Here is a 24,805-nt window from a genome sequence, read left to right on the forward strand (position 1 = left end):
CCTATGCGCCGCCCAGAAAGCGATCAAGGGGACTGGTTGCGTCTCCCCCTCAGACCCCGTACCCGCAGGACCCGCCCGCCAGTAGGTCTTCGACCTCGCTGTGGGCCGCGTTGACGATGGCCGTCACCGCTTGCGCCGCTTCGGCCGAGCGGCCCGCGGCCACCGCTGCGGCCACCTCCTGGTGGCGGCGTACGGCAGCCATGTCGATGTCGTGCGGCATCAGGGACAGCTCGCGGCGGGCCACGAGGAGTTCCTCCGTCACCTCCGCGAGCTGGGCGAACATGCCGTTGCCCGATGCGCCGAGCAGCGCTCGGTGGAAGGCCGCGTCCGCCTCGACGAAGCCGGCGCTGTCGCCGGCCCGGGCCGCGCTCGCCATGACACGGGCGTGCTCCGACAGCGACTGCCGGGCCTCCGCGTCATCGCTCGCCGCGGCGAGGGCCGCCGCGGACGGCTCCACTGCGGCGCGCAGCTCCGCCAGTTCGCGCAGCTGGACCTCGCGGCGGGGCGAGGCGAGGCGCCAGCGGATGACCTGGGGGTCGTAGAGGTTCCACTCGGGCATCGGGCGGACCGTGATGCCGATGCGCGGGCGGCTGGTCACCGCCCGCTTGGACTCGAGCACGCGGACGGCCTCACGCGCGACCGTGCGCGAGACGCCGTACCGCTCCTGGACGTCCTCCAGGCGCAGGACCTCCCCGGCGCGGATCTCGTCCGCCGCGAGGGACAGGCCGATCCGGTCGACCACCTGTCCGTGCAGGCCCTGAAGTTCCACGCCACTCCCTGTGTCGTCGTGTGCATCGTGTGCGGGTATCCCGGCCGGTGCGTTGTCGATTGTCACACCTCCGGTGGGAATCGGAGCACCCGGTGTGGCGTGCCCGCGGCATCATCGCAGCAGCTCAGGCACCATTTCGGCGAACTCGGCGCAGAACCGGTCGATCATGGCGATCTCCTCCCTGTCGAGGGTGTGCCCGGGTGCCCGGCAGTGCGCGGAGCCGAACCAGCCGCGGCGCACGGAGATCTCCTTCTCGGCCGCGACGATCAGCTCGACGCCCTGCATCCAGTAGGAGAGGTACGGCGTCATGCGGGTGTGCAGGGCGACGGCGCCGGTCTCGTCGCCGCGTTCCCAGCGGCGCCACAGCTCCACGTACAACTCCGTGAAGGAGCAGCCCGGTTGGACGCCGACCGCGCCGCGGCGCAGGGCATCGGGGAGCTGGAGACCGGCGTAGCCGACGAGGGCGGGCAGCGGACGCTCTCCCTGAGCGAGTGCCGCGATGAGGCGTCCGGGCGGGGCCGACTCGACCTTCACCCAGCGGAGGTTGGGGTGTTCCGCGGCGAGGGTGTGCAGGGTGGGTGCGTCCAGTGCGGTGCCTGTCTGGGCGGGGGCGTACTGGACGACGACGGGCAGCGGGTCCACGGCGGCGAGCACCGACCGCACGTGGGTGAGTACGGCGTCCCGTGAAGGACCGAGGAAGTGCGGCGGCAGGACGTTGACCGCATCGGCCCCGCGCTCGGCGGCGCTGACGGCCTGAGCGACGGCGTGCCGGGTGGCATGGTCGGGGACCGACACGATCGCGGCGGCGTCCGCCCGGCCGCGGGTGCGCTCCAGGAGCAGGCCGGTGAGCAGGTCCCGCTCCCCCGCGTCGAGCTTGTGGAACTCGCTCGCGAAGCCCGGGAACATCACGGAGCCGACGCCGGTGGCGAGGACGCGGTCGACGACCGTGGCGAAGCCGTCGGGGTCGAGAGCGCCGTCGTCGCGGAAGGGGACTTCGAGTACGGGTGAGACACCGCGAACGAGGGAGTCGACGTCCTTCGTCGACTTCTTGGAGTCTTTCGTCAACTTCTCTGATTCTTCAGTACTCATGACGGATCCTCAGAACGCCTGGCGGGGCGGGGCGGAGTCGCTGGCGCCGACCAGGAAGTCGAGGTCCACGCCCGTGTCGGCCTGGGTGACGTGCTGGGTGTAGAGGTAGGTCCAGCCGCGGTCGGCGGGCGGTGCCGGCGGCTGCCACTCGGTGCGGCGCCGCTCCAGTTCCGCGTCCTCGACCAGTACGTCGAGGCGTCGCGCGGGCACGTCGAGGCGTACGTCGTCCCCCGTGCGTACAAGGGCGAGCGGGCCGCCGACCGCGGCCTCGGGCGCGACGTGCAGGACGCAGGTGCCGAAGGCGGTGCCGGACATGCGGGCGTCGGAGATGCGGACCATGTCGCGCACGCCTGCGTCCAGGAGCTTCTTCGGGAGCTGGAGGTTGCCGACCTCCGGCATACCGGGGTAGCCCTTGGGGCCGGTATTGCGGACGATGAGGACGGTGTCGGCGGTGACGTCCAGGTCGGGGTCCTCGGCGACGGCGAGGTAGTCCTCCAGCGAGTCGAAGACGAGCGCGGGCCCGGTGTGGCTGAGCAGCTTCGGGTCGGCGGCCGACTGCTTGATGACGGCGCCGTTCGGGGCTAGGTTGCCGCGCAGGACGGCGGTGCCGGTGCCGGCGGGCTGTACCGGGCGGTCCATGGGGCGGATCACCTCACGGTCGTGGACCTGCGCGCCCTCGCAGTTGTCGACGAGGCCACGTCCGGTGACGGTGACCGTGTCGCGGTGGAGCTGGTCGCGCAGGTCGTTGACGAGTGCGGGCAGCCCGCCGGCGTACGCGAACTCCTCCATGAGGAAGCGCCCCGACGGCATCAGGTCGATGAGCAGCGGGAGTTCGGCACCGAGACGGTCGAAGTCGTCGAGGGCGAGCGGCACACCGAGTCGGCCCGCGATGGCGAGGAGGTGGACGACGGCGTTGGTGGAACCGCCGATGGCCGCGTTGATCCGGATGGCGTTCTCGAAGGCGGCGCGCGTCATGATGCGCCCCGGGGTGAGGTCACTGCCGGCGAGTGCGACGGCGCGGGCGCCGGTCTCCTCGGCGAGGGTGCCGCGGCGCGCGTCGACCGCGGGCAGGCCCGAGCCGCCGGGGAGCATCATGCCGAGTGCCTCGGTCAGGCACGCCATGGTGGAGGCGGTACCCATCGTCATGCAGTGACCGGCGCTGCGGTTGAGGGAGCTCTCGAACTCGGTGAACTCCTCCTGGGTGATGGTCCCGGCCCGCAGTTCCTCGGTCATGCGCCAGATGTCCGTGCCGGAGCCGACGTTGCGGCCCTGGAATCGCCCGTTGAGCATCGGGCCGCCGGTGAAGACGATCGCGGGGACGCCCGCGCTCGCGGCGCCCATGAGGGCGGCGGGGGTGGTCTTGTCGCAGCCGGTGAGCAGGACGACGGCGTCCAGGGGGTTGGCCCGTATCTGTTCCTCGATCTCCATCGCGGCGAGGTTGCGGTAGAGCATCGAGGTGGGGCGCAGGAACGGCTCGCCCAGGGACATGGCGGGGAATTCGAGAGGGAAGCCGCCGGCCTGGAGGACGCCGCGCTTCACGGCGTCCGCGATGAGCTGGAGGTGGCCGTTGCAGGGCGTCAGTTCGGAGAAGGTGTTGCAGATGCCGATGACCGGGCGGCCGTCGAAGTTGTGACCGCCGCGGCCCATCGCGCGCAGATGGTGGCGGGAGATGAAGCCGTTCTTGCCGCCGTCGCCGAACCAGGCGCGGGAGCGCAGCGGCGCCTCGCTGTCGGCGGGCGTGGGTTCGAGCGCGGCCATTTATGGTCCTTCCGGTGCAGTGCCGGGGCCGTGACCGCGGCCGTGATCAAGCCGTGTCCGACGCACCCCTTCAATGGTGCTATCAAATCACGATACGGTCCCGGCGTGTCCAGAGGATCGACGCGGATCCGGCACGAACGACGTGGGAGAGCCGTGGAATCGACAGTCATGAAAGCGGTCACCTGGCGGCTGATGCCGTTCCTGGTCCTGCTGTATCTGGTGGCGTACATAGACCGGTCCAACGTCGGCTTCGCCAAGCTGACCCTCCAGGACCAACTCGGCCTGTCGAACGCCGCGTTCACCTTCGGCCAGGTCGCGTTCTTCATCGCGTACGCGATCTTCGAGGTGCCGAGCAACGTCTACCTCGACCACTTCGGCGCGCGCCGCTGGTTCACCCGCATCATGCTCAGCTGGGGCGTGGTGACCGTCCTGACGGCGCTGGTCACCAACGACTGGCAGTTCTACGCCGCGCGCTTCCTGCTCGGCGTCGCCGAGGCCGGCTTCTACCCGGGGGTCCTCTACTACCTCACCAAGTGGTACCCGTACCGCTACCGGGCGCGCATGACCGGCTGGTTCATGATGTCCGCGCCGCTCGCCTTCATCATCGGCAACCCCGTGATGGGCGCGCTCGACGACCTCGACGGCACGCTCGGGCTCGAAGGCTGGCAGTGGATCTTCATCGCGACGGGCGTACCGGCGATCGTGCTCGGCTTCGTCACCCTGCGGCTCCTGCCCGACGGTCCCGAAGGCGTGCGCTGGCTGGCCGCCGACGAGCAGGCCTGGATCGCCGGTGAACTCGCCGCCGAGGCCGGTGCGTTGGGCGAGCGTGGACACGGCAGTCCGCTGCGCGCGCTGCGCGACCGGCGCGTACTCCTGCTGTCCCTCTTCTACCTGTGCTTCCCGCTGGGCGCCTACGGGCTGAGCTTCTGGCTGCCTACGATCGTCGACGGCTTCGGCGGCCTCTCCACGACGGCCACCGGCTTCATCACCGCCATCCCGTACGTCTTCGTGGCCATCGGCCTGTACGTCGTGCCGAAGCTCGCCGACCGCAGCGGCACCCGCTATCCGTGGATCGCGGGCACCGCCGCCCTCGGCGCCCTCGGTCTCGCGGCCAGCGCCCTGACCGGCAACCATGTGCTGCAGATGGCCTTCATCAGCCTTGCGGCGATGTGCATCTTCGCGGGGCAGCCGGTGCTGTGGTCGCTCCCCTCACGCTTCCTGACGGGGATTCAGGCGGCGTCCGGCATCGCGGTGATCAACGCCGTGGGCAATCTGGGCGGCGGCTTCGGGCCGATGGGGATCGGCGTGGTCGTCGACCGCACGGGGTCGGCCGTGGGCGGGCTGTGGTTCCTGGTCGCCGCCATGGTCATCGCGGCGGTCGCCACGCCGGGGATCCGGCGGCTCGTCGAGGGCGGGCCCGTGGTCGCCCACGTGCCCGCCGCGTCGGCCACGGCTGAGGGGCGTACGAAGGTCTGAACGCGGTGAGAGCGACCGGACGCGGTGGGGGCGACGGACTGCCCCCACACCCCCACCGCGACGGCATCACGCGCCGAGACACTCGCGTACAGCCGCGATCAGGCGGTTGGCGCGGGCGTCGCCGTGGCCGATCATTCGATTGGCCACATAGGCGAAGCCGACCCCGAACTCGTCGTCCCCAAAGGCGAATTGGCCTCCGGCGCCGTCGTTGCCGAAGCTGCGGGCACCGAGCATCGGGCGGAAGGACGGCGAGTCGAGCAGGAAGCCCGATCCCCAGCGCGCGCCCGCGTCGAAGCCGAGCCACCCCTCCCCCGAGGACACCTCACGTACCGCGTCGGTCACCGTGTCCGTCGTGAGCAGCCGCTCCCCGCCCTCGATACCGGTCACGGCGGCCGCGTAGAGCCCGGCGAGGCCGCTCGCGGAGGCGACCGCGCCCGCTCCGGGGAGTTCCATGGCGTGCAGCTCCGGGTCGTTCCAGCCGTGCGGCGCGTCGAGCCCGGGAAAGACGAGCGCGCCGTTCATCGTCACGATGCGCGTGAGCAGGTGCTCGGGTCCCGGCATCCCCGGCCGCCCCTCGGCCTCGACGAGCCGGGCCACACGATCCGACTCGACGGCGGGCAGGCCGATCCAGGCCCGCAGCCCGAGTGGGTCACCGACCGTACGGCGGAAGCAGGCGCCCGGGGTGCGGCCGGTGATACGCCGGATCACCTCGCCGACGAGGAAGCCGAACACGTGACCGTGGTACTCGTACGCGGTGCCCGGCTCCCACAGGGGCTTCTGCTCCTCGATGGCACGGATCACCGGTGCCCAGCCGGCGATCTCCTCGAAGGAGAGCACCCGGTCGAGGGCGGGCACTCCCGCACGGTGGCCGAGGACCATGCGGGTGGTGACGGTCTCCTTGCCGTGGCGGGCGAACTCCGGCCAGTAGCGGCTCACCGGAGCGTCGAGGTCGACCCGACCCTCCTGCGCGAGCAGATGGGCGGTGAGGCTCACGAGGCCCTTGGCGCAGGAGAAGACGGGGACGGTGGTGTCCCGTTCCCAGGCACGCCCGGTCCGCTCGTCCGCGACGCCGCCCCACAGCTCGACGACCTTGCGTCCGCCGGCGAACACCGTGACGGCAGCGCCGAGTTCGGGGAACTCCGTGAAGTTCCGCGCGAACACGTCGGCGACCGCCCCGAAGCGTTCGTCGGCCCAACCGTTGCGCTGCTCCATCGTGTCCCGTCCTCCGCGTGGTCGTTTCGCGGAGTCGCCGGCACCAGCTGCCCGTACACCCCGCGGTCGTCGAAACGATCACCGTACGGGGATGCGCCGCGGGCCTCGAACTGTTTTCGGGCGGGCCCGTGCGGCGTCGGGTGCGGCAAGGTGCCGGGCCGCAGTCGCGGGGCGGCCCGGCACCTCGTGGTGCGTTACGCGATGTCGATGATCGTGCGCAGCGCCTCGCCCGTGTGCATCTGGCGGATCGCCTCGTTGATGTCCGTCAGAGGGACGTGGTGCGTGATCATCGAGTCGAGGTCGATCCGGCCCGCGCGCCACAGGTCGATGATCGTGGCGTAGGTGCGGCGGACGTCGTCGCCTCCGTAGAACGACGGCAGGATCGCCTTCTCGCTCATGACCAGTTCGCCCATGCTGATGTCGGTCATCTCCGTACGGGAGCCGGCGCCGACCAGGCAGACCGTGCCGCCGAGGCGGGTCACGTCGTACGCGGCGCGCAGCGTGGCGGCCTTGCCCACGGCCTCGAAGGCGTAGTCGACGCCGAATCCGCCGGTGAGGCCCTTGACGGTCTCTGCCAGGTCCTCGGGGGCGACAGCGTCGGTGGCGCCGAACTTCAGGGCCGTCTCACGGCGGCCGGCGGTCGGGTCGACGGCGATGATCCGCGCGGCTCCGGCCACCTTGGCGCCCTGGAGGATGCTGATGCCGACGCCGCCGAGGCCGATCACGACGACCGACGAACCCGGCTTCACCCTGGCCGTGTTGAGGGCGGCGCCTATGCCGGTGGTGACGCCGCAGCCGATCAGGGCGGCTATCTCGTAGGGCACGTCGTCGGGGATCGGGATGGCCGCGTACGCCGCGATGACCGTCTCCTCGGCGAACGTGCCGGCACCGAGCATGCCGGGGACGATCGTCTCGCCGTCCTTGAAGTTGGGGTTGCCGAGGTTGCGGTAGCCGCTGCGGCACATGTGGCCCTCGCCCGCCTTGCAGGAGGGGCACTTGTCGCACGGGGGCATCCAGCAGACGATGACGCGGTCGCCGGGCTTGACGTGCGTGACGCCCTCGCCGACCTCGACCACCTCGCCCGCGCCCTCGTGGCCGGGGATGAACGGCGCGGGGTGCGCGAGCACACCGCTCATGGCCGACAGGTCGGAGTGGCACAGGCCGGCCTTGTGCATCTTGACGCGGACCCGGCCGGGGCCGAAGGACACGGTCTCGACGTCCCTCACGTCCAGGCTGCCGTCTCCGGTGTTGTGCAGGATTGCTGCGTGCACGGTGTTCTTCTCCTCGGTGGTCGTGGGGTCGGTCAGGCCTTGGCCGGAGCCGGCAGGTTGACGGTCTTGTACTCGAAGTAGGCCGCGAGGCCCTCGGGACCGAACTCGCGGCCGATGCCGGAGTTCTTGTAGCCGCCGAAGGGGGCGGCCAGGTCGAGGCGGAAGCCGTTGACGGTGATGGTGCCGGTGCGCACCTTGCGGGCTACCTCCGTGGCGCGCGCCTCGTCGGCGCCGAACACGGCGCCGGACAGGCCGAATTCGGAGTCGTTGGCGAGGGCGACCGCCTCGTCCTCGGTCTCGTAGCGGATGAGGCAGACGACCGGGCCGAAGATCTCCTCGCGGGCGATCCGCATGTCGTTGGTGACGTCGCCGAACAGGGTCGGCTCGACGTACCAGCCGGTGGTCAGTCCCGAGGGGACGCCGCCGCCGGTGAGGACCTTGGCGCCCTCCTCCCGGCCGATGCGGATGTAGTCGAGGTTCCGCTCCCGCTGCTTCCTCGTCACCATCGGGCCGACCACGGTGGCCGGGTCGGACGGGTCGCCGACCTTGAGCCCGGCGAAGGCGCCGGTGAGGACGGCGGCCACCTCGTCGTAGCGGGCGGCGGGCACGAGAATGCGGGTGAGGGCGACGCACGCCTGGCCGCTGTTCGCGGCGCAGGTGCCGCCCACGATCGCGGGCACGGCGACGGAGAGGTCCGCGTCGTCGAGCAGGATCGCGGCGGACTTGCCGCCCAGCTCGAGGGAGACTCGCGTGAGGTTCCGGGCGGCGGCGGCTGCGATCGCCTTGCCCGCGCCGACCGAGCCGGTGAACGCGACCTTGTCGATCCCCGGGTGCGCCACCAGGTAGGAGCTGGTCTCACGGTCGGCCGGCAGAACGCTGAGGACACCCTCGGGCAGACCCGCGTCGGCGCACACCTGCGCCAGCCACAGGGCGTCGAGCGGTGTCTCCGGCGACGGCTTCAGTACGACGGCGCAGCCCGCGAGCAGCGCCGGGGCCAGCTTGCCCGCGATGGTCAGTTGCGGCACGTTCCACGGGGTGATCGCGGCGACCACACCGACCGGTTCGCGGCGTACGAGGACCGGGCCGCCGGTGCCCTCGCGCTCTTCCTCCTCCTGGATCCGGCCGGCGGCAGCGATGGCGACACCGAAGGTACCGACGGCGGACAGGGCCTGACCCCGCACCGAGAACAGCATGGGCGAGCCGTTCTGCAGGGTGATCAGCTCGGCGAGCTCCTGATGGCGGGCGGCGAGGGCGTCCTTGATACGGGTGACGACCTCGATGCGCTCCTTGAGCGGCAGCCGCGGCCACGGGCCGTGGTCGAACGCCTCACGTGCCGCGGCGACCGCGAGGTCCACGTCCTCGGGCGTCGCGTGGGGCACGCGGCCGACCACGCGCTCGGTCACGGGCGAGATCACCTCGATGGTGTCGCGGCCGGCCGGCTCGGCCCAGCGGCCGCCGATGAAGAGCGTGCGGTGTTCCACGACGGCGTGGCTGTCGGTCATGTGCTTGGTCCTCGCTTCGTTGCGCATGCCGGGGTTACCGGATGGAATCGTGAACCGTCCCCACCACCGGCCTGAAGTGAACTGCTTCTCATTCGGAGACGCGCGGGATGGGCATGAATACCCGGCCACACACCCATCAAGTTAATTCACACTAACTCTTTGGTCCAGGGGTTGCACACCCCGAAACCCTGGACAGGGCGGTTATCGCGAATTAACTTAGGCACGGCTCGGCGAGTGTGCCGGGCATGCGAGGAAGGAACCGTGACCGTGCGTCGCAGGGTGTTCACCAAGGACCACGAGGCATTCCGGACGACCGTCCGTGACTTCATCGCCGAGGAGGTCGTCCCCCACTACGCGGACTGGGAGCGGCGGGGCCACGTGCCGCGCGAGCTGTACCGCAAGCTCGGCGACCTCGGCGTCTTCGGCATCAACGTGCCCGAGGAGTACGGCGGCGCGGGCGTCACCGACTTCACCTACCAGACCGTGATCCGCGAGGAGTGCGGGCGCGCGGGCGTCGGGTTCGGCGCGGAGTCCGTGCACACCTGCCTCGTCCTGCCGTACCTGCTCGAGTTCGGCAGCGAGGAGCAGAAGAAGCGCTGGCTCCCCGGCTTCCTGTCCGGCGAGACGATGACCGCGATCGCCATGACGGAGCCCGGGACCGGCTCCGACCTCGCCGGCATCGCCACGCGCGCCACCCTCTCCGCCGACGGCACGCACTACGTCCTCAACGGCGCCAAGACGTTCATCACCGGCGGCGCGCAGGCAGACCTGATCCTGGTCGTCTGCCGGACCTCGCCCTACGACCCCGCCGACCGCCGCGGGGGGCTCTCGATCCTGTGCGTGGACACCACGTCCGGGGGATTCGCCGTCGGCCGCAAGCTCGACAAGATCGGCCTGCGCGCGCAGGACACCGCCGAACTGTCCTTCACCGACGTCAAGGTGCCGGTACGCGACCTCCTCGGCCAGGAGGGCGCGGCCTTCGCCTACCTCACCCACAACCTCGCGGTGGAGCGCCTCGGCGCCGCCATCGGTGCCTACGCCAACGCCGCCGGCGCGATCGGCCTCGCCCAGGAGTACGTGAGCGGGCGCCAGGTCTTCGGGAAGCCGGTCGCCGCCTTCCAGAACACCAAGTTCGTCCTCGCCGAGTGCGCCACCGAGGTCGCCGCCGCCCAGGCCCTCGTGGACCGCGCCCTGGAGGAGCACGCGGCGGGTGAGCTGACGCCGGCCGACGCGGCCAGGGCCAAGCTCTTCTGCACCGAGGTCGCGGGTCGCGTCATCGACAAGTGCCTCCAACTGCACGGCGGATACGGCTACATGCTCGAGTACCCGATCGCCCGCCTGTACGCGGACACCCCCGTCAACCGGATCTACGCCGGTACCAGCGAGGTCATGAAGACGATCATCGCCAAGGACCTCGGGCTCTGAGCCCCGCTCCCCCACCCTCTTCCCCCCCAGGCCCCCTCAGGAGGACTCCATGCGCGACGCAGTGATCGTCGACGCGGTACGCACCCCCGTCGGCAGGCGCGGCGGCTCGCTCTCACGGCTGCACTCCGCCTCACTCTCCGCCCATGTGCTCAACGCCCTTGTCGAGCGCGTCGGTTTCGACCCGGCCCTCGTCGACGACGTGATCTGGGGCTGCGCCTCCGCGGTCGGCATGCAGGCCGGCTGTGTCGGCCGCGCCGCCGTACTGGCCGCGGGCTGGCCCGAGTCCGTCCCCGCCGTCACCGTCGACCGACAGTGCGGCTCCTCGCAGCAGGCCGTGCACCAGGCCGCGGCCGGGGTCATCTCCGGCCAGTACGACGTGGCTGTGGCAGGCGGCGTCGAGATCATGAGCCGGCTGCCGCTCGGCACCACGCGCGGCGACGGCTCGTTCGGCGAGCCCTTCGGCCCCGACGTCTTCGACCGCTACGACGGCATCCGCTTCAACCAGGGCATGGGCGCCCAGATGATCGCCGACGAGTACGGCATCACCCGCACCGAGATGGACCAGCACGGCCTCGACTCCCACGCGCGTGCCGCCCAGGCCGTCGACGAGGGCCGCTTCAAGGACCAGATCGCCCCGATCACCGTCACCGACGAGGACGGCACCACCCGCGTCTTCGACACCGACGAGGGCATCCGCCGCGGCTCCACCCTCGACAAGCTCGCCGGCCTCAAGCCCGCCTTCAAGGAGGACGGCACCATCACCGCGGGCAACGCCTCGCAGGTCTCCGACGGCACCGGCGCGCTGCTCGTGACGACCGGCGCGTTCGCGAAGGCGCAGGGCTGGACGCCCATGGCGCGTATCCACACCGCCGTGGTCGCGGGCACCGACCCGGTCACCATGCTCAAGGGCCCGATCCCCGCCACGGCCAAGGCCCTCAAGAAGGCCGGCCTGTCGATGGACGACATCGGCGCCTTCGAGATCAACGAGGCGTTCGCCTCCGTCTCGCTCGCCTGGCTGCGCGAGACCGGCGCCGACTACGAGCGCATGAACCCGCTCGGCGGTGCCATGGCCATCGGCCACCCCATCGGCGGCTCCGGCGCCCGCATCATGACCACCCTCGTCCACCACATGCGCGACAACGGCATCCGCTACGGACTCCAGTCCATGTGCGAGGGCGGCGGCATGGCCAACGCCACCATCCTCGAACTCCTCTGAGGACGGCCCGCGATGCCCGCCATGCCCGCGACACCCACAGCGCCGGGCCACGCGACGGGACGGGGCCCGGCCGGCGACTTCGGTGGCTTCCTGAACCTGGAGCAGCTGGACCGCGACCTGTTCCGCGGCTGGTGCCACGCCGGCATCCCGCTGCGTGCCTTCGGCGGACAGGTCGCGGCCCAGGCGCTCACGGCCGCGGGCCGGACCGTGCCCGACGACCGGGCCGTGCACTCGCTGCACGGGTACTTCCTGCGCGCGGGAGACACCAGACGCCCCCTCGTCTACACGGTGGAGCGGGTCCGGGACGGATCGTCCTATCTGTCGCGCCGGGTCACCGCCGTGCAGGGCGGCGAGATCGTCTTCACTCTCTCCGCCTCCTTCAAGAAGCGGGAGCCGGCCGAGGACCGCCAGACCACCATGCCGGACACCCCTGACCCCGGGTCGCTGCCCGACCTGTACGAGATCTGGTCGCGGAACAACCCTGAGGACTACGCGCAGGCCGAGTTCCGCCGCGTTCTCGAGATGCGCTATGTCCCCGGGCCCGACGTGGCGACCCCCGGCCTCACGGAGCAGAAGCTCTGGATGCGCTCGGTCGAACCCCTGCCCGACGACCCGATGTTGCACGCCTGCGCGCTCGCGTACGCCTCCGACCTGTTTCTGGCCCCGGCGACCGTCCTGTCGACCGAACTGCCCCGGATGCTGCGCGACGAGCCGCCGTCGATGTTCCTCACCTCCCTCGACCACGCCGTCTGGTTCCACCGGCCGTTCCGCGCCGACGCGTGGATGCTGTTCGCCCAGCGCAGCCCCACCGCGGGTGACGGCCGCGGCCTCGCCTTCGCGGACGTGTGGAGCCTTGACGGCGAGCTCATCGCCCACGTGGTGCAGGAAACCGTGGTGCGCCACGCACGCTGAACCCCCTGTTCGCCCAGCTCAGTGCCTCAGTGCCTGAATGTCTCACCGAAGGAACCCACATGTCCGATCTGGTCCTCACCTCGTTCTCCGACGGTGTCGCCGTCGTGACGATCAACCGTCCCGAAGCCCGCAACGCCGTGAACCGCGCGGTGGCGGACGCCGTCGCCGAGGCGATCGACGAGCTCGACGCCCGCGACGACCTCGTCGTCGGTGTCATCACGGGTGCCGGCGGCACCTTCTGCGCCGGTGCCGACCTCAAGGCCCTTGCCGCGGGCGAGCGTTCCGGGATCCCCGGCCGCGGTTTCTGCGGCGTCACCGAGACCCCGCCCGCCAAGCCGCTGATCGCGGCCGTCGAGGGCTACGCGCTCGGCGGCGGCACGGAACTCGCCCTGGCCTGCGACATGGTCGTCGCCGCCCGCACCGCGAAGTTCGGACTCCCGGAGACCAAGCGCGGCCTCATCGCGGCCGGTGGCGGGTTGGTGCGCCTGCCCCGCAAGATCCCGTACAACATCGCGATGCAGTACGCGCTCACCGGCGCGTTCCTCGGCGCCGAGCGCGCCCACGGCCTCGGCCTGGTCAACGAACTGACCGCGCAGGGCGAGGCGTTGACGGGTGCTCTCGCGCTCGCGCAGGAGATCGCCGCGAACGGCCCCCTCGCCGTGCGGGCCAGCAAGCAGATCGTCGTCGAGTCGGCCGACTGGACAGCCGACGAGGCGTGGGAGCGCAACACCGCCGCCTGCGCCCCGGTCTTCGCGTCGGCGGACGCCAAGGAGGGCGCGCGGGCCTTCGCCGAGAAGCGGGCCCCCGTCTGGGGCGGCCGCTGACGGCCTCCCCGCCGCCGCACGCCCGGTGAGACGCATCGTCGAGCTCCACGGCACCGGGGTGATCCACAGCTACAGTCCCGAGGCAACGCGCTCGGGCATGACTGGACGAAGGAGTTCCGCCATGACCACCACCTGGCCCACGGGGATGCCCCGCACCCTCGACTACCCCGACGGCACGATCGCGGACCTGCTCGCCGGGTCGGCCCATGCCTACCCCGACCGTGCCGCGCTCATCGACGGCGACGAACGCCTCACCTACGCCGAACTGTACGAGCGCGCCCTGCGCGTCGCCCAGGGGCTGCGCGACCAGGGCATCGCGCCGGGTGACGCGGTGGCCGTCCACATGCCCAACTCGCTCTGGTTCACGGTCGGCTACTACGGCATCCTGTTCGCCGGGGCGTCCGTGGTGCCGGTCAACCCCGCCCAGCCCCCCATCGCGCTGCGCCGTCAGCTCGACGACTCGGGCACGGTCGCCGTCCTCACCCACCCGTCCGTCGCCGCTCAGCTGGCCGAGGGGATCGCCGGCTCGGAGACGGTCCGGCTCGTGTCCGTCGCCCCGCCGACGGCCGCCGCGCCGGCGCCGGGCGGAGACCGGGCTCCCGTCACTTTCCCGGTCCCCACGGTCGCGTTCGACGACCTCATGAAGGCCGAGGCGGCGCCCCCGACCGCTGTGGAGGGGGACGCGATCGCGCACCTCGCCTTCACCGGCGGCACCACGGGCGTGCCGAAGGCCGTCATGGTCCTGCACCGCAACCTCGTCAAGAACGTGCTCCAGGTGGCGTGCTGGCGCAGCGCCGCCGTCCCGGCCGCCGACGAGGAGGGCCGCATCACCCTGAGCCACGTGGGGAAGGCGAGGACCGCGCACCACATCCCCATCGGCTCCGCCACCGGCATCTCCATCGCCCCGCTCTTCCACGGCATGGGCATGGTCAGCCAGAGCGTGTTCGCCGCCGCCGGACTGACCATGGTGGTCTTCGGCCGCTTCGATCCGGTCCGCTACCTGGACACCGTCGAGCGCCTCGGCGTGCACGCCATCACCGGCTCCCCGGCCCTGTGCCACGCCCTTCTCGCGGTGCCCGGTGTGCGCGAGCGCGACCTGTCGTGCGTGCGCCTCGTCAGCAGCGGCTCGGCCCCCATCAACCCGGCCGCGACCGCGGAGCTCGCCAACGTCTTCCCGCGCGCCATCGTCAGTGACGGGTACGGGCTGACGGAGGCCACCATGGGCGTCTCCATCAGCCCGCTGGACAGTGCAATGCCCCGTCCCACGGGCAGCACCGGCCTCGCCCTGTTCGACACCGAGATCGAGATCCGCGACATGGACGGCGTCACCCCCATGGCCCGGGGTGAGAAGGGCGAGGTCTGGGTCCGGGGTCCGCAGATCACGGCCGGCTACCTCGGCCACCCGGAACTCACTGCCGGCCAGTACGTCGACGGCTGGCTGCGCACCGGTGACCTCGGCACGTACGACGAGCAGGGCTGGCTCTCGCTGGTCGGCCGGGCCAAGGACATGCTGATCTACAAGGGCTACAACGTGTATCCCGGCCCGCTGGAGAACATCCTGCGTGAGCACCCGGCGGTGGCCCAGGCGTCGGTCGTGGGGCGGCCGCACCCGGAGCACGGCGAGATCCCGCTCGCGTTCGTCTCCCTCAAGTCCGAAACGGGGGGCGTGGATTCGGCAGCCACTGCCGAGGAGCTGATGGCGTACGTGGCCGCGCGCGTCGCGCCGTACCAGCGGATCCGGGACGTGGTGATCGTGGACGAGCTGCCGCTCTCGGCCACGGGCAAGATCCTCAAGACGGAGCTGCGCAGGCGGGCGTCGGGTTCCTGACACTGGTCGGTACAGCACGGCGGGGCCGGGCGGAGTGGACACTCCGCCCGGCCCCGCCGTCGTGACAGAAACGTCGTGCAGAGACACAGAAGACCGGGGCCCGCGTGCGCGGGCCCCGGTGCTGTGAGCAGGCGTTACGGAAGCACGATCGGGAAGTTCCGCCGGGGCTTCTCCAGGAGGCCGTAGAAGGTGGAGATCACGGTGACATCGCCCGCCACGGTCACGGCGCCGGACCCGATCGCCTCCGGGAAAGAGGTGCGCTGGGCCAGTACCTGATTGAGCGTGGCTCGTTCCAGACGCAGCGTCAGCTGCGGGCTCTCCGCTCCGGGCGCGTCGCCCCGGATCGGGGTGAGCACGCCGTTGCCGACCAGAAGCGTCCACACCTCGTCGGTGTCGGTGAACTCCCAGCGCAGCAGCAGTCGGTGGGCCGCCGCGCGTGGGCCGTCGAGGCGGACCGCCATCGAGTCGAAGATCTGGGCGGTGGTGAGAGCGGCGAGCATCTGGACGCTCTCCTTGCCCGGCGCGCCGGTCGCGCGCCTCTCCTGGCCGGCCTCCCGCAGCTCCTTGGCGCCGGTCAGGTAGATGTTGCGCCAGGTGCCGTTCTCCTGGGCGAAGCCCAGTCGCTCGTAGGTGGCGATCTGCAGCTCACGGGCCGCGGTGTGCTCCGGCTCGGCGAACAGCACGTGGTTGAGCAGTTCGGCGGCCCAGCGCAGGTCTCCGCTCGCGACGGCCTCGCGGGCCGAGGCGACGGTCGCGTCCGCGCCGCCGATCGCGGCGACGTACCGCTTGGCCTGCTCGACCGGCGGGTGCTGCCACAGGTGCGCCGGGTTGCCGTCGTACCAGCCCATGTAACGCTGGTACACGGCCTTCACGTTGTGGCTGATGGAGCCGTAGTAGCCGCGCACGCTCCAGGCCTTGCCCAGCTCGCCCGGGAACGACTGGATCTCCTCGGCGATCTCGGGCCCCGTGAGGCCCTGGTTCATCAGCCGGACCGTCTGGTCGTGGAGATAGGCGTAGGCGTCGCGCTGCTCGGTGAGCACACGGATCACCTCGGCCTCGCCCCACGTCGGCCAGTTGTGGGAGCCGATGAGAACCTCGGCCTCGTCGAACAGCTGGATGGACTCGGTGATGTAGGACGCCCAGGCGTGCGCGTCACGGACCTGGGCGCCGCGCAGGGTGAGGACGTTGTGCAGGGAGTGGTTGACGTTCTCGGCGATGAGCAGGACACGGTGGTCCGGCAGATAGAAGTTCATCTCCGAGGGCGCCTCGGTGTCCGGCGTCAGCTGGAAGACGAGCCGCACACCGTCCAGGACGAGTTCCTGGCCGGTTCCCGTGATCGACTCCGTCGGCGGGATCAGTCCCACGGTGCCGGTGGACAGGGCCTGCCCCAGGCCGAAGCCGACCGAGCCGTCGGCGCCGACCGGCAGCGAGCGGCCGTACATGTAGACGGCGCGCCGCAGCATCGCCGGTCCCGCGAAGACGTTCTCGCTGACGGCATGGTGCATGAACGCGTCGGGGGCGACGACCGCGCAGTCGCCCGCCGCGACCGCCTGCTCGGTGGTGACGCCGAGGACGCCGCCGAAGTGGTCGCCGTGGCTGTGCGTGTAGATCACAGCCTTGACCGGCCGCTCACCGCGGTTGCGTGCGTACAGCCCGAGGGCCTCGGCGGCGACCTCCTTCGACGTCAACGGGTCGACGACGACCACGCCGGTGTCGCCCTCGATGATCGTCATGTTGGACACGTCGAGGCCGCGGACCTGGAACACGCCCGGCACGACCTCGAAGAGGCCCTGGGCCGTGTTGATCCGGCTCTGCCGCCACAGGCTCGGGTGCACGGTGTCGGGGCAGTCGTCCTTGTTCAGGAAGTCCCAGCGGTCGTTGTCCCACACGACCCGGCCCGCTTCGTTGCGTACGACGCAGGGCTCCAGCTTGTCGACGAGGCCGCGGGTGGCGTTGACCTGGTCGGTGGTGTCTTCCCAGTCCGGTTCGGGTGTGGATGGCATCGCTCTCCTCGTTGCTGACGGTTGGCGGGGTGCGCTCTCTATCGGCCGGTGGCCGTGATGCGGGTCCACACGCCGCTCTCGCCCGCCTCGGCCGCGCGGCGCCCGAGGCTCTCGGCCCAGCGGCGCTCGGAGGCGACGGCGTCACGCCAGGACCACAGGCGGCGGGTCAGGCGGTGCAGCGGGTACTCGTCGGTGATGCCCATGGCTCCGTGCAGCTGGTGGGCGATCTGGGCGATCTCGGTCGCGGCGGCCGCCGTGGTGATCCGTGCGATCTCGACGGCACCGCTCAGCGTTGCCGCCTCGCTCGCCAGGGCCAACGCGGCGTCGGCCTGGACGAGTTGGACCCGTATGCGGGCGAGGTTGCCGGAGACGGCCGGAATCTTGAGCAGCGGTGCGCCGAACTGCTCCCTCTCTGAGACATACGTCTTCGTGAGGCGGTACGCGCCCCGGGCTGCGCCCAGTACGGCCGCGGACCACACAAGCGCCAGCCGCTCGCGTACGACCTCGTGTGAGGGGGCGCCGTCGAGGACGATGACCGGAGTGTCCGTGAGCGTCACGGTGTCACGGGGCTCCCCGGCGATGTTGTCGACATCCCGCACGGTCACCGAGGGGTGCCGCAGGTCCACCAGGAGCGGCGCGGCGCCCGGCGCGCACAGCACGAGACGGGCCGCGTCGCGCGCCCACGGCACGGCGGTCAGTTCGGCCGTGATGACACCGGAGGCCGTCCCGGGCGCCCGGTCGAGCAGCAGGACGGTGGTCAGCTCCCCGTCGAGTCGCCTCGCGTGGCTGAGCACCCAGTCGGCGGTGGACGCCTCGACGACGGGTACGCCGATGCCGTGCCCCGCGAGGGATTCGACGACCACGAGCAGGTCGTCGAGGGAGCCGCCCGAGCCGCCCCTCTCCTCCTCGATGCCGACCCTGGGCAGGCCGAGGTCGCAGAGGCTGCCCCACAGATCGGGCCTGCCGGACGCGGCCAGGTCGTCGACCAGGCTCCGCAGTTCGTCCGCGAACCTGCTCATGAACGGGCCTCCTGTCGGGCGATGAGGGAGAGCAGCACCTCGGCCGCGCCGCCGCGCAGGCTGAAGGCCGGCGAGGCGAGCAGCGCCTGGCCGAAGGTGGAGTCGAAGGCGAGGTCCTGGCACAGGTCGGTGCGGCGCAGCGCCTCGATGACGTCGTGCTCGAAGGCGTTGCCCAGGTACTTGAGGGCGGCGGCCTGCTGGACGGGGGCCTGGCCTGCGTCCATGGCACTCGCGACTTCGAAGCAGAGGCGGCGCAGGACGGCGAGACGGGCGACCAACGACCCGAGCAGTGCGTGCAGTTCGCGGTCGTCCCGCTGCCGCGCGGCCTCGGCGATCAGCTCCACGAAGACGGGATAGCTGGACAGGGAGCGCTCGGCGCCGCCGCGCTCGAAGGAGAGTTGCTCGACGACCTGCTTCCAGCCCTTGCCGACCTCGCCGATGACGCGGTGGGCAGGCACGAAGACGTTCTCGAAGCGCACCTCGTTGAAGTGGTGTTCGCCCGCGAGGTCGACGATCGGGGTGACCTGCACGCCCTCGGCGTCCATGTCGAGGATGAACTCGCTGAGCCCGTCGTGCTTGCGCTCCTCGCGCGAGGTGCGGGCGAGGAGGTAGGCGTGGGTGGCGTGGTGGGCCTGGGTGGTCCAGATCTTGTGTCCGTTGATCAGCCAGCCTCCCTCGACCCGCTCGGCCTTCGTGCGTACCGAGGCGAGGTCGGAACCGGCCTCGGGCTCGCTCATGCCGAGGCAGAAGACCGCCTCGCCCGAGGCGATCCGCGGCACGATCTCCTCCCGGAGCTCGCGCGTGCCGTGCCGCAGGACCGCGGGGCCGATCTGCCGGTCACCGATCCAGTGCGCGGCGACGGGGGCGCCCGCGCGCAGCAGCTCCTCGGTGACGGCGAGCCGCTCGACGTTGGTGCGCTCGGCGCCGCCGAACTCCTTGGGGTACGTCATCGCGACAAGCCCGCGGGCGGCGAGTTCCTTGCTGAACTCCAGGTCGAAGGAGCGCAGCCAGGAGTCACTGCGTGGGACGTAGCGTCCCGTGTCCCGCCACTCGGCGGTCAACTCGCGCACCTGTGCGCGGAGTTCGGCGCAGGAGTCCGTTCCTGGGGAGTGGTCCATGGTGGCCTTTCGGGCGTAACGGTGGGGAGGTCAGCGGCCGTTGAAGACGCCGGGGCGCTTCTCCTGGAAGGCAGCGAACGCCTCCGCCGAGTCCTCGGTCGAGGTGATCACGGCCATGTGCGACGAGATCAGGTCGAGCGCGGTGCGCAGGTCGTGCCGGGCGCCCTGGCGGACGGCGCGCTTGATGGTGCGGATCGCGACCGGCGGGCGCTCGGCGAGCCTGGCTGCGTACGCGTACACCGCGTCCATCAGGTCCTCGTCCTCGTGCACCTCGTCGACCAGCCCGATGCGCAGCGCCTCGTCGGCGCCGACGAAGTCGCCGGTCCACAGCATCCGTAGGGCGGTGGAGGTGCCGACGGCGCGGGGCAGCAGCCAGCAGCCGCCGTCGCCGGGGACAAGACCGACCTTGATGTAGCCCTCGGAGAAGCGCGCGCCGCGCCCCGCGAAGCGCAGGTCGCACAGGAGCGCCATGTCCATTCCGGCGCCCACGGCAGGCCCTGCGACGGCGGCGATCACGGGCTTGTCGACGTCCTCCAGTGCGAGGGCGACGCGATGCACGTTCTGGGTGAGCAGTTCCTTCTCCCCCAGCGGCGGCCGCTCCTCGCCCTTGAAAGCCGAGAGGTCGACGCCGGAGCAGAAGGAGCCACCGGCGCCGGTGAGGACGATGACGCGCACCTCGGGGTCACGCTGGGCCTCGGTCAGGGCGTCGGCCCAGGCGTGCACCATGTCGATGGTGAAGGCGTTCTTGCGCTCGGGGCGGTTGAGCAGGATGGTCGCGATCCCGTCGCGGACCGTGTACTCGAGATCGGCCATCGCCGTCCCTTTCTTCAGTGGATGTTCCCTACTTGAGGCCGGCCCGCAGCTCACGCTTGAGGACCTTGCCGTTGGGGTTGCGGGGCAGCACCTCGACGAAGTGCACGCGGTGGGGCTTCTTGTACGAGGCGATCCGCTTCCGCGTGAAGTCGATGAGTTCCTGTTCACCGGGGGCGTCGGTACCGCGGCGCAGGACGACGACGGCGGTGACGGCCTCGCCCCACGTCTCGTGCGGGACACCGACGACCGCGACCTCGGAGACGGCGGGATGTTCCGCGAGGACGGACTCGACCTCGGCCGGGTACACGTTCTCGCCACCGCTGACGATCATGTCCTTGATCCGGTCGGTGAGGAACAGGTAACCGTCGTCGTCGAGGTAGCCGCCGTCGCCGGTGCACAGCAGGCCGTCGGCGTCGTACAGCGCCTCGGTCTCCTCGGGGCGTTTCCAGTACCCGGGGGTGTTGTGGCGGGAGCGGATGCGGATCTCGCCGGCGGTGCCTGCCGGGACGGGCTTCCCGGTCGCGGTGTCGGCGATGACGACGCCGACGCCGCGCCGCGGCCTCCCCACCGACTGGAGCAGGTGCCGCTTCGGCCCGTCGGCCTCGTGGTCCTCGGGCGGCAGCTGGGTCACCGTGCCGCCGCCCTCGGTCAGCCCGTACTTGCCCATGAAGTGGCAGGCGAAGAGTGTCATCGAGCGGCGCAGGAGCGCGGGGGTGATGGGGGCGGAGCCGTAGGTGATGAGGGTGAGGCGGGAGAAGTCGCGCCGCTCGATCCCGGGGAGCTCGGTGAGCATGTGGAGCACCGAGGGAACGAGGAAGGCGTGGGTGACGCCCTCACTCTCGATGCTCTCGGCCGCCGCGTCCGGCGTGAATTCGGGGAACATCAGGCTGTTGGCGCCGGCGGTGAGGGCCACACGCAGCCAGCCGAGGCCGCCGATGTGGAACATCGGCAGGGCGTTGAGCGCCACCGACCCGGCCTCCCAGAGGTACTCCTCCAGCTCGGTCGCGTCGGCGTAGAAGTTACCGTGGGTGAGCAGGACGCCCTTGGGCAGGCCGGTGGTGCCGGAGGTGTAGATCTGCAGGAACACCTCGTCCGCCTCGGCGGCGGTGCCGCGGCCCGGGTCGTCGTCGGGGTGGGCGGCGAGCCAGGTCTCGTAGGCGGGTACCTCCGAGTCGTCCGACGGTCCGATGACGACGAGCCGCAGGCAGGGGAGAGCCGCGCGGACGGCATCGGCCGCGGCCCGGAACTCTGGCTCGACGAGCAGGACGCGCAGCTCGGCGTCGCGGGCGACGTCGGTCAACTCGGGTGTGGCGAGGCGCCAGTTGAGCGGCACGTTGACCAGGCCGGCCTTGGCGGCACCGACCAGGATCTCGCCCGCTTCATTGCGGGTGCGGGCAAGGAAGCCGATCCGGGACCCGGCGTCGGCGTCGGCGAGGAGGGCCCTCGCGATCCGGTTGCTGCGGGTGTCCAGTTCGGCGTAGGAGACGGTGCTGCCCGCGCACGTGAGCGCGGCGGAGGTGCCGCGCTCACGTGCGTGCAGGCGGATGGCGTCGGGCAGATGCAGGCCCATGAAGGAGTCCCTCGATCATCTTGGGGTGGTGCGTCAGCCCTTGGGGCCGCCGGCGACGTACAGGATCTGGCCGGAGACGAAGCCCGCCTCCTCGCGTACGAAGAAGGAGACCGCCTGGGCGATGTCCTCGGGGCGTCCGCCCCTGCGGACCGGAATGGTCTTGGCATACCGGTCGGTGAACTCCTCGAAGGTGATGCCCATGCGCTGCGCGGTCGCCTCGGTCATCTCCGTGGCGATGAAGCCCGGGGCGACGCAGTTGGCCGTGACGCCGAACGGGCCGAGCTCGATGGCCAGGGTCTTGGTGAGCGCCTGCAGGCCGGCCTTGGCCGAGGAGTAGTTGGACTGGCCGCGGTTGCCGAGCGCGGCTGCGGAGGACATGTTGACGATCCGCCCCCACTTCGCGTCGACCATGTGCGCCTGACAGGCCTTGGCCATCAGGAACGCGCCGCGCAGGTGGACGCCGATGACGGAGTCGAAGTCCTGCGGGGTCATCCTGAAGATGAGGTTGTCGCGGATGATGCCGGCGTTGTTCACCAGCACGGCGGGGGCGCCGAGTTCGGCGGCGACCCTGGCGACACCGGCCTCGACCTGCTCGGGGTCCGAGACGTCGCAGCCGACGGACAGGGCGCGTCCGCCCTCCTTCTCGATTTCTTCGACTGTACGGGCGCAGGCGGCCTCGTCCAGGTCGAACACGGCGACGGCGAAACCGTCGCGCGCCAGTCGTGCGGCGGTCGCCGCACCGATGCCCCGGGCGGCGCCGGTGACGACGGCCACCTTCTGGGCGGAGCTGTTTGCGGACACGGGAAACTCCCTGGTCAAGAGCGGGTGGGGACGGTCTACTTCGGAGCCATGCGGATGGCGCCGTCGAGCCGGATCGTCTCGCCGTTGAGCATGGGGTTCTCGATGATGGACGTGGCCAGATGCGCGTACTCGTCCGGGTTTCCGAGGCGCGAGGGGTGCGGCACCTGGGCGCCGAGGGCGTCGAGGAACTCCTGCGGCTTCTTGTTCAGGAGCGGGGTGGAGAAGAGGCCGGGGGCGATCGTCATCACGCGGATCTTGGCGGCGGCCAGGTCGCGGGCGATCGGCAGCGTCATGCCGACGATGCCGCCCTTGGACGCGGAGTAGGCGCACTGCCCGATCTGGCCCTCGAAGGCAGCGGCGGACGCGGTGTTGATGATGACGCCGCGCTCCCCGTCGACCTCCTCGGTGCTGGCCATCTCGGCGGCGGCGAGGCGCAGCACGTTGAAGGTGCCGATGAGGTTGACGCCGACGACGAACTCGAAGTCCTCCAGGGCGTACGGCGTTCCGTCGCGCTTGACGGTGCGTCCGCCCTTGCCGAGGCCGGCGCAGTTGACCGTGATGCGCAGCGGGGCCTGCGCCGCCGCGGTGGCCACGGCGCGGGCGGCGTCGTCGGTGCTGCGGACGTCACCGGCGACGAAGTGCGCGCGTTCGCCGAGCTCCTTCGCGACGTGTTCGCCGTTGGAGGTGGGCAGGTCGAGCAGGACTACGTGGGCGCCCTGGCCGACCAGGCGCTTGGCGGTGGCGAGGCCGAGGCCCGACGCGCCACCGGTGATGACGGCGGAGACTCCGTTGATCTGCATGGTGTGGGTTCCGTTCCTGGATGGGGTGCCGAGGTGCTCGGCGGGTCAAAGGCCGATGGACCGGCGGGTCAGAGGCCGATGGATTTGGCGATGATGGTCTTCATGACTTCGCTGGTGCCGCCGTAGATGCGCATGACGCGGGTGTCGGCGTACAGGCGGGCGATCGGGTACTCGAGCATGTAGCCGTAGCCGCCGTGCAACTGGAGGCACTTGTCGATGACGCGGCCGGCGGTCTCGGTGCACAGGAGCTTGGCCATGGCGGCGTAGTCCGCGGACAGCTCGCCTCGCGCGTCGCGCTCCAGGGCCTCGTACGCCATGAGCCGGGCGGCCTCGACCTCGGTGGCGCACTCGGCGAGGACGAACTTGGTGTTCTGGAAGGAGGCGACGGACTTGCCGAAGACCGTGCGGTCCTGGGTGTACTCCTTGGCGAACCGCACGGCGGCCTCGGCCGCGGCGGCCGCCTGGACGGCGATGACGAGGCGCTCTCGGGCCAGGTTGCGGCCCAGGTAGAAGAAGCCCTCACCCTCCTCGCCGAGGAGGTTCCCGACAGGGACCTTGACGTCGGTGAAGGACAGTTCGGCGGTGTCGGAGGCGTGCAGGCCGATCTTGTCGAGGCTGCGCCCGACCGCGTAGCCCTCGCCCGTGGTGTCCACGACGAGGACGGACAGGCCCTTGCGGCGGTTGTCGGCGGGGGCGGGCGAGGTGCGGCAGACCACGAGGACCAGGTCGCACTGGGTGCCGCCGGTGATGAAGGTCTTGGCGCCGTTGAGGACGTAGTGCGTGCCGTCCTCGGAAAGGACCGCCTTCGTCTGGATGCCGGCCAGGTCCGAGCCGGTGCCGGGCTCGGTCATCGCGATGGACAGCATGATGTCGCCGGAGACACAGCCGGGGACCCAGCGCCGCTTCTGCTCTTCGGTCCCGAAGTGCAGAAGGTACGGCAGGATGATGTTGGCGTGCGTCATGGCGGTGCCCACGGTGGCCCCGGCTCGGGCGACCTCCTCCGCGAACACGGCACCGAAGTGGTGACCTGTCTCGGCGCCGCCGCCGTACTCCTCGGGCACCTCGATGCCGAGGATGCCCAGCTCCCCGAGCTTGCGATAGAAGTCGCGCGACACGGCCTTCGCGGCCACCCAGTCCTGCAGGTGCGGAACCGCTTCCTTGGCGAGGAAGTCCCGGACCACCTGCCGGAACGCCTCGTGCTCCTCGTTGAAAACCGTGCGCGGCATGACGGCCTCTCTCTTGATCGTGGGTTAGCCGTTTTTCACTTTCACGCTCGTTTCCGCAGCTGTCAAGGCGTTCAGGACGCGAGAAACATCCTGGACATCGAGGTTAGCTTGGAATAACTTGTTGGTCAGTCGCGCCCGTCCGCGACCGCGCCCTTCCCCCTCTTCCAGGAGCA

20 protein-coding genes are annotated in these 24,805 nt (G+C 70.9%); 6 read left to right on the forward strand and 14 right to left on the reverse strand.

What is annotated here, in order from left to right:
* Window positions 1-49 precede the first annotated feature (49 nt).
* The 3 genes from OG574_RS04960 to OG574_RS04970 form a co-directional block, all read right to left on the reverse strand.
* Window positions 50-769, reverse strand: a complete 720-nt coding sequence (locus OG574_RS04960; protein WP_326772042.1) for a FadR/GntR family transcriptional regulator — start codon at window positions 767-769, stop codon at window positions 50-52.
* Window positions 770-880: 111 nt separating this feature from the next.
* The gene (locus tag OG574_RS04965) at window positions 881-1,858 is read right to left on the reverse strand and encodes a dihydrodipicolinate synthase family protein (protein WP_326772043.1); all 978 of its coding nucleotides are present in this window, start codon (window positions 1,856-1,858) and stop codon (window positions 881-883) included.
* Between the two features lie 9 nt (window positions 1,859-1,867).
* The gene (locus tag OG574_RS04970; protein WP_326772044.1) at window positions 1,868-3,616 is read right to left on the reverse strand and encodes an IlvD/Edd family dehydratase; all 1,749 of its coding nucleotides are present in this window, start codon (window positions 3,614-3,616) and stop codon (window positions 1,868-1,870) included.
* Window positions 3,617-3,784: 168 nt separating this feature from the next.
* On the opposite strand from OG574_RS04970, the gene OG574_RS04975 reads away from it, so the two are divergent.
* Entirely contained in the window at window positions 3,785-5,092 is a 1,308-nt protein-coding gene (locus OG574_RS04975; protein WP_326772045.1) for an MFS transporter, read from the forward strand.
* A gap of 66 nt (window positions 5,093-5,158) precedes the next feature.
* Here OG574_RS04975 and OG574_RS04980 read toward each other — a convergent pair whose 3' ends face one another.
* The 3 genes from OG574_RS04980 to OG574_RS04990 form a co-directional block, all read right to left on the reverse strand.
* Window positions 5,159-6,304, reverse strand: a complete 1,146-nt coding sequence (locus tag OG574_RS04980; RefSeq protein WP_326772046.1) for a serine hydrolase domain-containing protein — start codon at window positions 6,302-6,304, stop codon at window positions 5,159-5,161.
* 194 nt (window positions 6,305-6,498) lie between these two features.
* Entirely contained in the window at window positions 6,499-7,575 is a 1,077-nt protein-coding gene (locus tag OG574_RS04985) for a zinc-binding dehydrogenase (protein WP_326772047.1), read from the reverse strand.
* Between the two features lie 32 nt (window positions 7,576-7,607).
* The gene (locus OG574_RS04990; RefSeq protein ID WP_326772048.1) at window positions 7,608-9,077 is read right to left on the reverse strand and encodes an aldehyde dehydrogenase; all 1,470 of its coding nucleotides are present in this window, start codon (window positions 9,075-9,077) and stop codon (window positions 7,608-7,610) included.
* A gap of 267 nt (window positions 9,078-9,344) precedes the next feature.
* On the opposite strand from OG574_RS04990, the gene OG574_RS04995 reads away from it, so the two are divergent.
* From OG574_RS04995 to OG574_RS05015, 5 genes are all read left to right on the forward strand, one after another.
* Complete coding sequence (locus OG574_RS04995; RefSeq protein WP_326778366.1) at window positions 9,345-10,502, forward strand: acyl-CoA dehydrogenase family protein; 1,158 nt, start codon at window positions 9,345-9,347, stop codon at window positions 10,500-10,502.
* 49 nt (window positions 10,503-10,551) lie between these two features.
* Window positions 10,552-11,718 carry a thiolase family protein gene (locus OG574_RS05000; RefSeq protein WP_326772049.1) on the forward strand — a complete coding sequence of 389 codons (1,167 nt, stop codon included), beginning with the start codon at window positions 10,552-10,554 and terminating at the stop codon, window positions 11,716-11,718.
* A gap of 12 nt (window positions 11,719-11,730) precedes the next feature.
* Window positions 11,731-12,630, forward strand: a complete 900-nt coding sequence (locus OG574_RS05005) for an acyl-CoA thioesterase (RefSeq protein WP_326772050.1) — start codon at window positions 11,731-11,733, stop codon at window positions 12,628-12,630.
* A gap of 59 nt (window positions 12,631-12,689) precedes the next feature.
* Window positions 12,690-13,454 carry a crotonase/enoyl-CoA hydratase family protein gene (locus tag OG574_RS05010; RefSeq protein WP_326772051.1) on the forward strand — a complete coding sequence of 255 codons (765 nt, stop codon included), beginning with the start codon at window positions 12,690-12,692 and terminating at the stop codon, window positions 13,452-13,454.
* A 121-nt stretch (window positions 13,455-13,575) separates the two neighbouring features.
* The gene (locus OG574_RS05015; protein ID WP_326772052.1) at window positions 13,576-15,282 is read left to right on the forward strand and encodes a class I adenylate-forming enzyme family protein; all 1,707 of its coding nucleotides are present in this window, start codon (window positions 13,576-13,578) and stop codon (window positions 15,280-15,282) included.
* Between the two features lie 134 nt (window positions 15,283-15,416).
* Here OG574_RS05015 and OG574_RS05020 read toward each other — a convergent pair whose 3' ends face one another.
* The 8 genes from OG574_RS05020 to OG574_RS05055 form a co-directional block, all read right to left on the reverse strand.
* Window positions 15,417-17,285: an alkyl/aryl-sulfatase gene (locus OG574_RS05020; RefSeq protein WP_326772053.1), complete on the reverse strand. Its 1,869-nt coding sequence runs from the start codon at window positions 17,283-17,285 to the stop codon at window positions 15,417-15,419.
* Between the two features lie 38 nt (window positions 17,286-17,323).
* Complete coding sequence (locus tag OG574_RS05025) at window positions 17,324-18,304, reverse strand: acyl-CoA dehydrogenase family protein (protein ID WP_326772054.1); 981 nt, start codon at window positions 18,302-18,304, stop codon at window positions 17,324-17,326.
* Window positions 18,301-19,422: an acyl-CoA dehydrogenase family protein gene (locus tag OG574_RS05030; RefSeq protein WP_326772055.1), complete on the reverse strand. Its 1,122-nt coding sequence runs from the start codon at window positions 19,420-19,422 to the stop codon at window positions 18,301-18,303. Before OG574_RS05030 ends, OG574_RS05025 begins: the two co-directional genes overlap by 4 nt.
* A gap of 30 nt (window positions 19,423-19,452) precedes the next feature.
* On the reverse strand, window positions 19,453-20,235 hold the full coding sequence (locus OG574_RS05035) for an enoyl-CoA hydratase/isomerase family protein (protein WP_100593312.1): 783 nt from the start codon (window positions 20,233-20,235) through the stop codon (window positions 19,453-19,455).
* A gap of 28 nt (window positions 20,236-20,263) precedes the next feature.
* Window positions 20,264-21,805: an AMP-binding protein gene (locus tag OG574_RS05040; RefSeq protein WP_326772056.1), complete on the reverse strand. Its 1,542-nt coding sequence runs from the start codon at window positions 21,803-21,805 to the stop codon at window positions 20,264-20,266.
* Window positions 21,806-21,838: 33 nt separating this feature from the next.
* Entirely contained in the window at window positions 21,839-22,606 is a 768-nt protein-coding gene (fabG, locus tag OG574_RS05045) for a 3-oxoacyl-ACP reductase FabG (protein ID WP_326772057.1), read from the reverse strand.
* Between the two features lie 35 nt (window positions 22,607-22,641).
* On the reverse strand, window positions 22,642-23,406 hold the full coding sequence (locus OG574_RS05050; protein WP_326772058.1) for an SDR family NAD(P)-dependent oxidoreductase: 765 nt from the start codon (window positions 23,404-23,406) through the stop codon (window positions 22,642-22,644).
* 68 nt (window positions 23,407-23,474) lie between these two features.
* Complete coding sequence (locus OG574_RS05055) at window positions 23,475-24,632, reverse strand: acyl-CoA dehydrogenase family protein (RefSeq protein WP_326772059.1); 1,158 nt, start codon at window positions 24,630-24,632, stop codon at window positions 23,475-23,477.
* Window positions 24,633-24,805 lie beyond the last annotated feature (173 nt).

The sequence above is a fragment of the Streptomyces sp. NBC_01445 genome (assembly GCF_035918235.1).
Taxonomy (GTDB): domain Bacteria; phylum Actinomycetota; class Actinomycetes; order Streptomycetales; family Streptomycetaceae; genus Streptomyces.

Excerpts from the sequence above, each read along its gene's own strand:
- OG574_RS04965 (WP_326772043.1), bottom strand. The coding sequence starts at position 1,858 with ATGAGTACTGAAGAATCAGAGAAGTTGACGAAAGACTCCAAGAAGTCG.
- OG574_RS04970 (WP_326772044.1), bottom strand. The coding sequence starts at position 3,616 with ATGGCCGCGCTCGAACCCACGCCCGCCGACAGCGAGGCGCCGCTGCGC.
- OG574_RS04975 (WP_326772045.1), top strand. The coding sequence starts at position 3,785 with ATGAAAGCGGTCACCTGGCGGCTGATGCCGTTCCTGGTCCTGCTGTAT.
- OG574_RS04980 (WP_326772046.1), bottom strand. The coding sequence starts at position 6,304 with ATGGAGCAGCGCAACGGTTGGGCCGACGAACGCTTCGGGGCGGTCGCC.
- OG574_RS04990 (WP_326772048.1), bottom strand. The coding sequence starts at position 9,077 with ATGACCGACAGCCACGCCGTCGTGGAACACCGCACGCTCTTCATCGGC.
- OG574_RS05000 (WP_326772049.1), top strand. The coding sequence starts at position 10,552 with ATGCGCGACGCAGTGATCGTCGACGCGGTACGCACCCCCGTCGGCAGG.
- OG574_RS05005 (WP_326772050.1), top strand. The coding sequence starts at position 11,731 with ATGCCCGCCATGCCCGCGACACCCACAGCGCCGGGCCACGCGACGGGA.
- OG574_RS05010 (WP_326772051.1), top strand. The coding sequence starts at position 12,690 with ATGTCCGATCTGGTCCTCACCTCGTTCTCCGACGGTGTCGCCGTCGTG.
- OG574_RS05015 (WP_326772052.1), top strand. The coding sequence starts at position 13,576 with ATGACCACCACCTGGCCCACGGGGATGCCCCGCACCCTCGACTACCCC.
- OG574_RS05020 (WP_326772053.1), bottom strand. The coding sequence starts at position 17,285 with ATGCCATCCACACCCGAACCGGACTGGGAAGACACCACCGACCAGGTC.
- OG574_RS05025 (WP_326772054.1), bottom strand. The coding sequence starts at position 18,304 with ATGAGCAGGTTCGCGGACGAACTGCGGAGCCTGGTCGACGACCTGGCC.
- OG574_RS05030 (WP_326772055.1), bottom strand. The coding sequence starts at position 19,422 with ATGGACCACTCCCCAGGAACGGACTCCTGCGCCGAACTCCGCGCACAG.
- OG574_RS05035 (WP_100593312.1), bottom strand. The coding sequence starts at position 20,235 with ATGGCCGATCTCGAGTACACGGTCCGCGACGGGATCGCGACCATCCTG.
- OG574_RS05040 (WP_326772056.1), bottom strand. The coding sequence starts at position 21,805 with ATGGGCCTGCATCTGCCCGACGCCATCCGCCTGCACGCACGTGAGCGC.
- OG574_RS05050 (WP_326772058.1), bottom strand. The coding sequence starts at position 23,406 with ATGCAGATCAACGGAGTCTCCGCCGTCATCACCGGTGGCGCGTCGGGC.
- OG574_RS05055 (WP_326772059.1), bottom strand. The coding sequence starts at position 24,632 with ATGCCGCGCACGGTTTTCAACGAGGAGCACGAGGCGTTCCGGCAGGTG.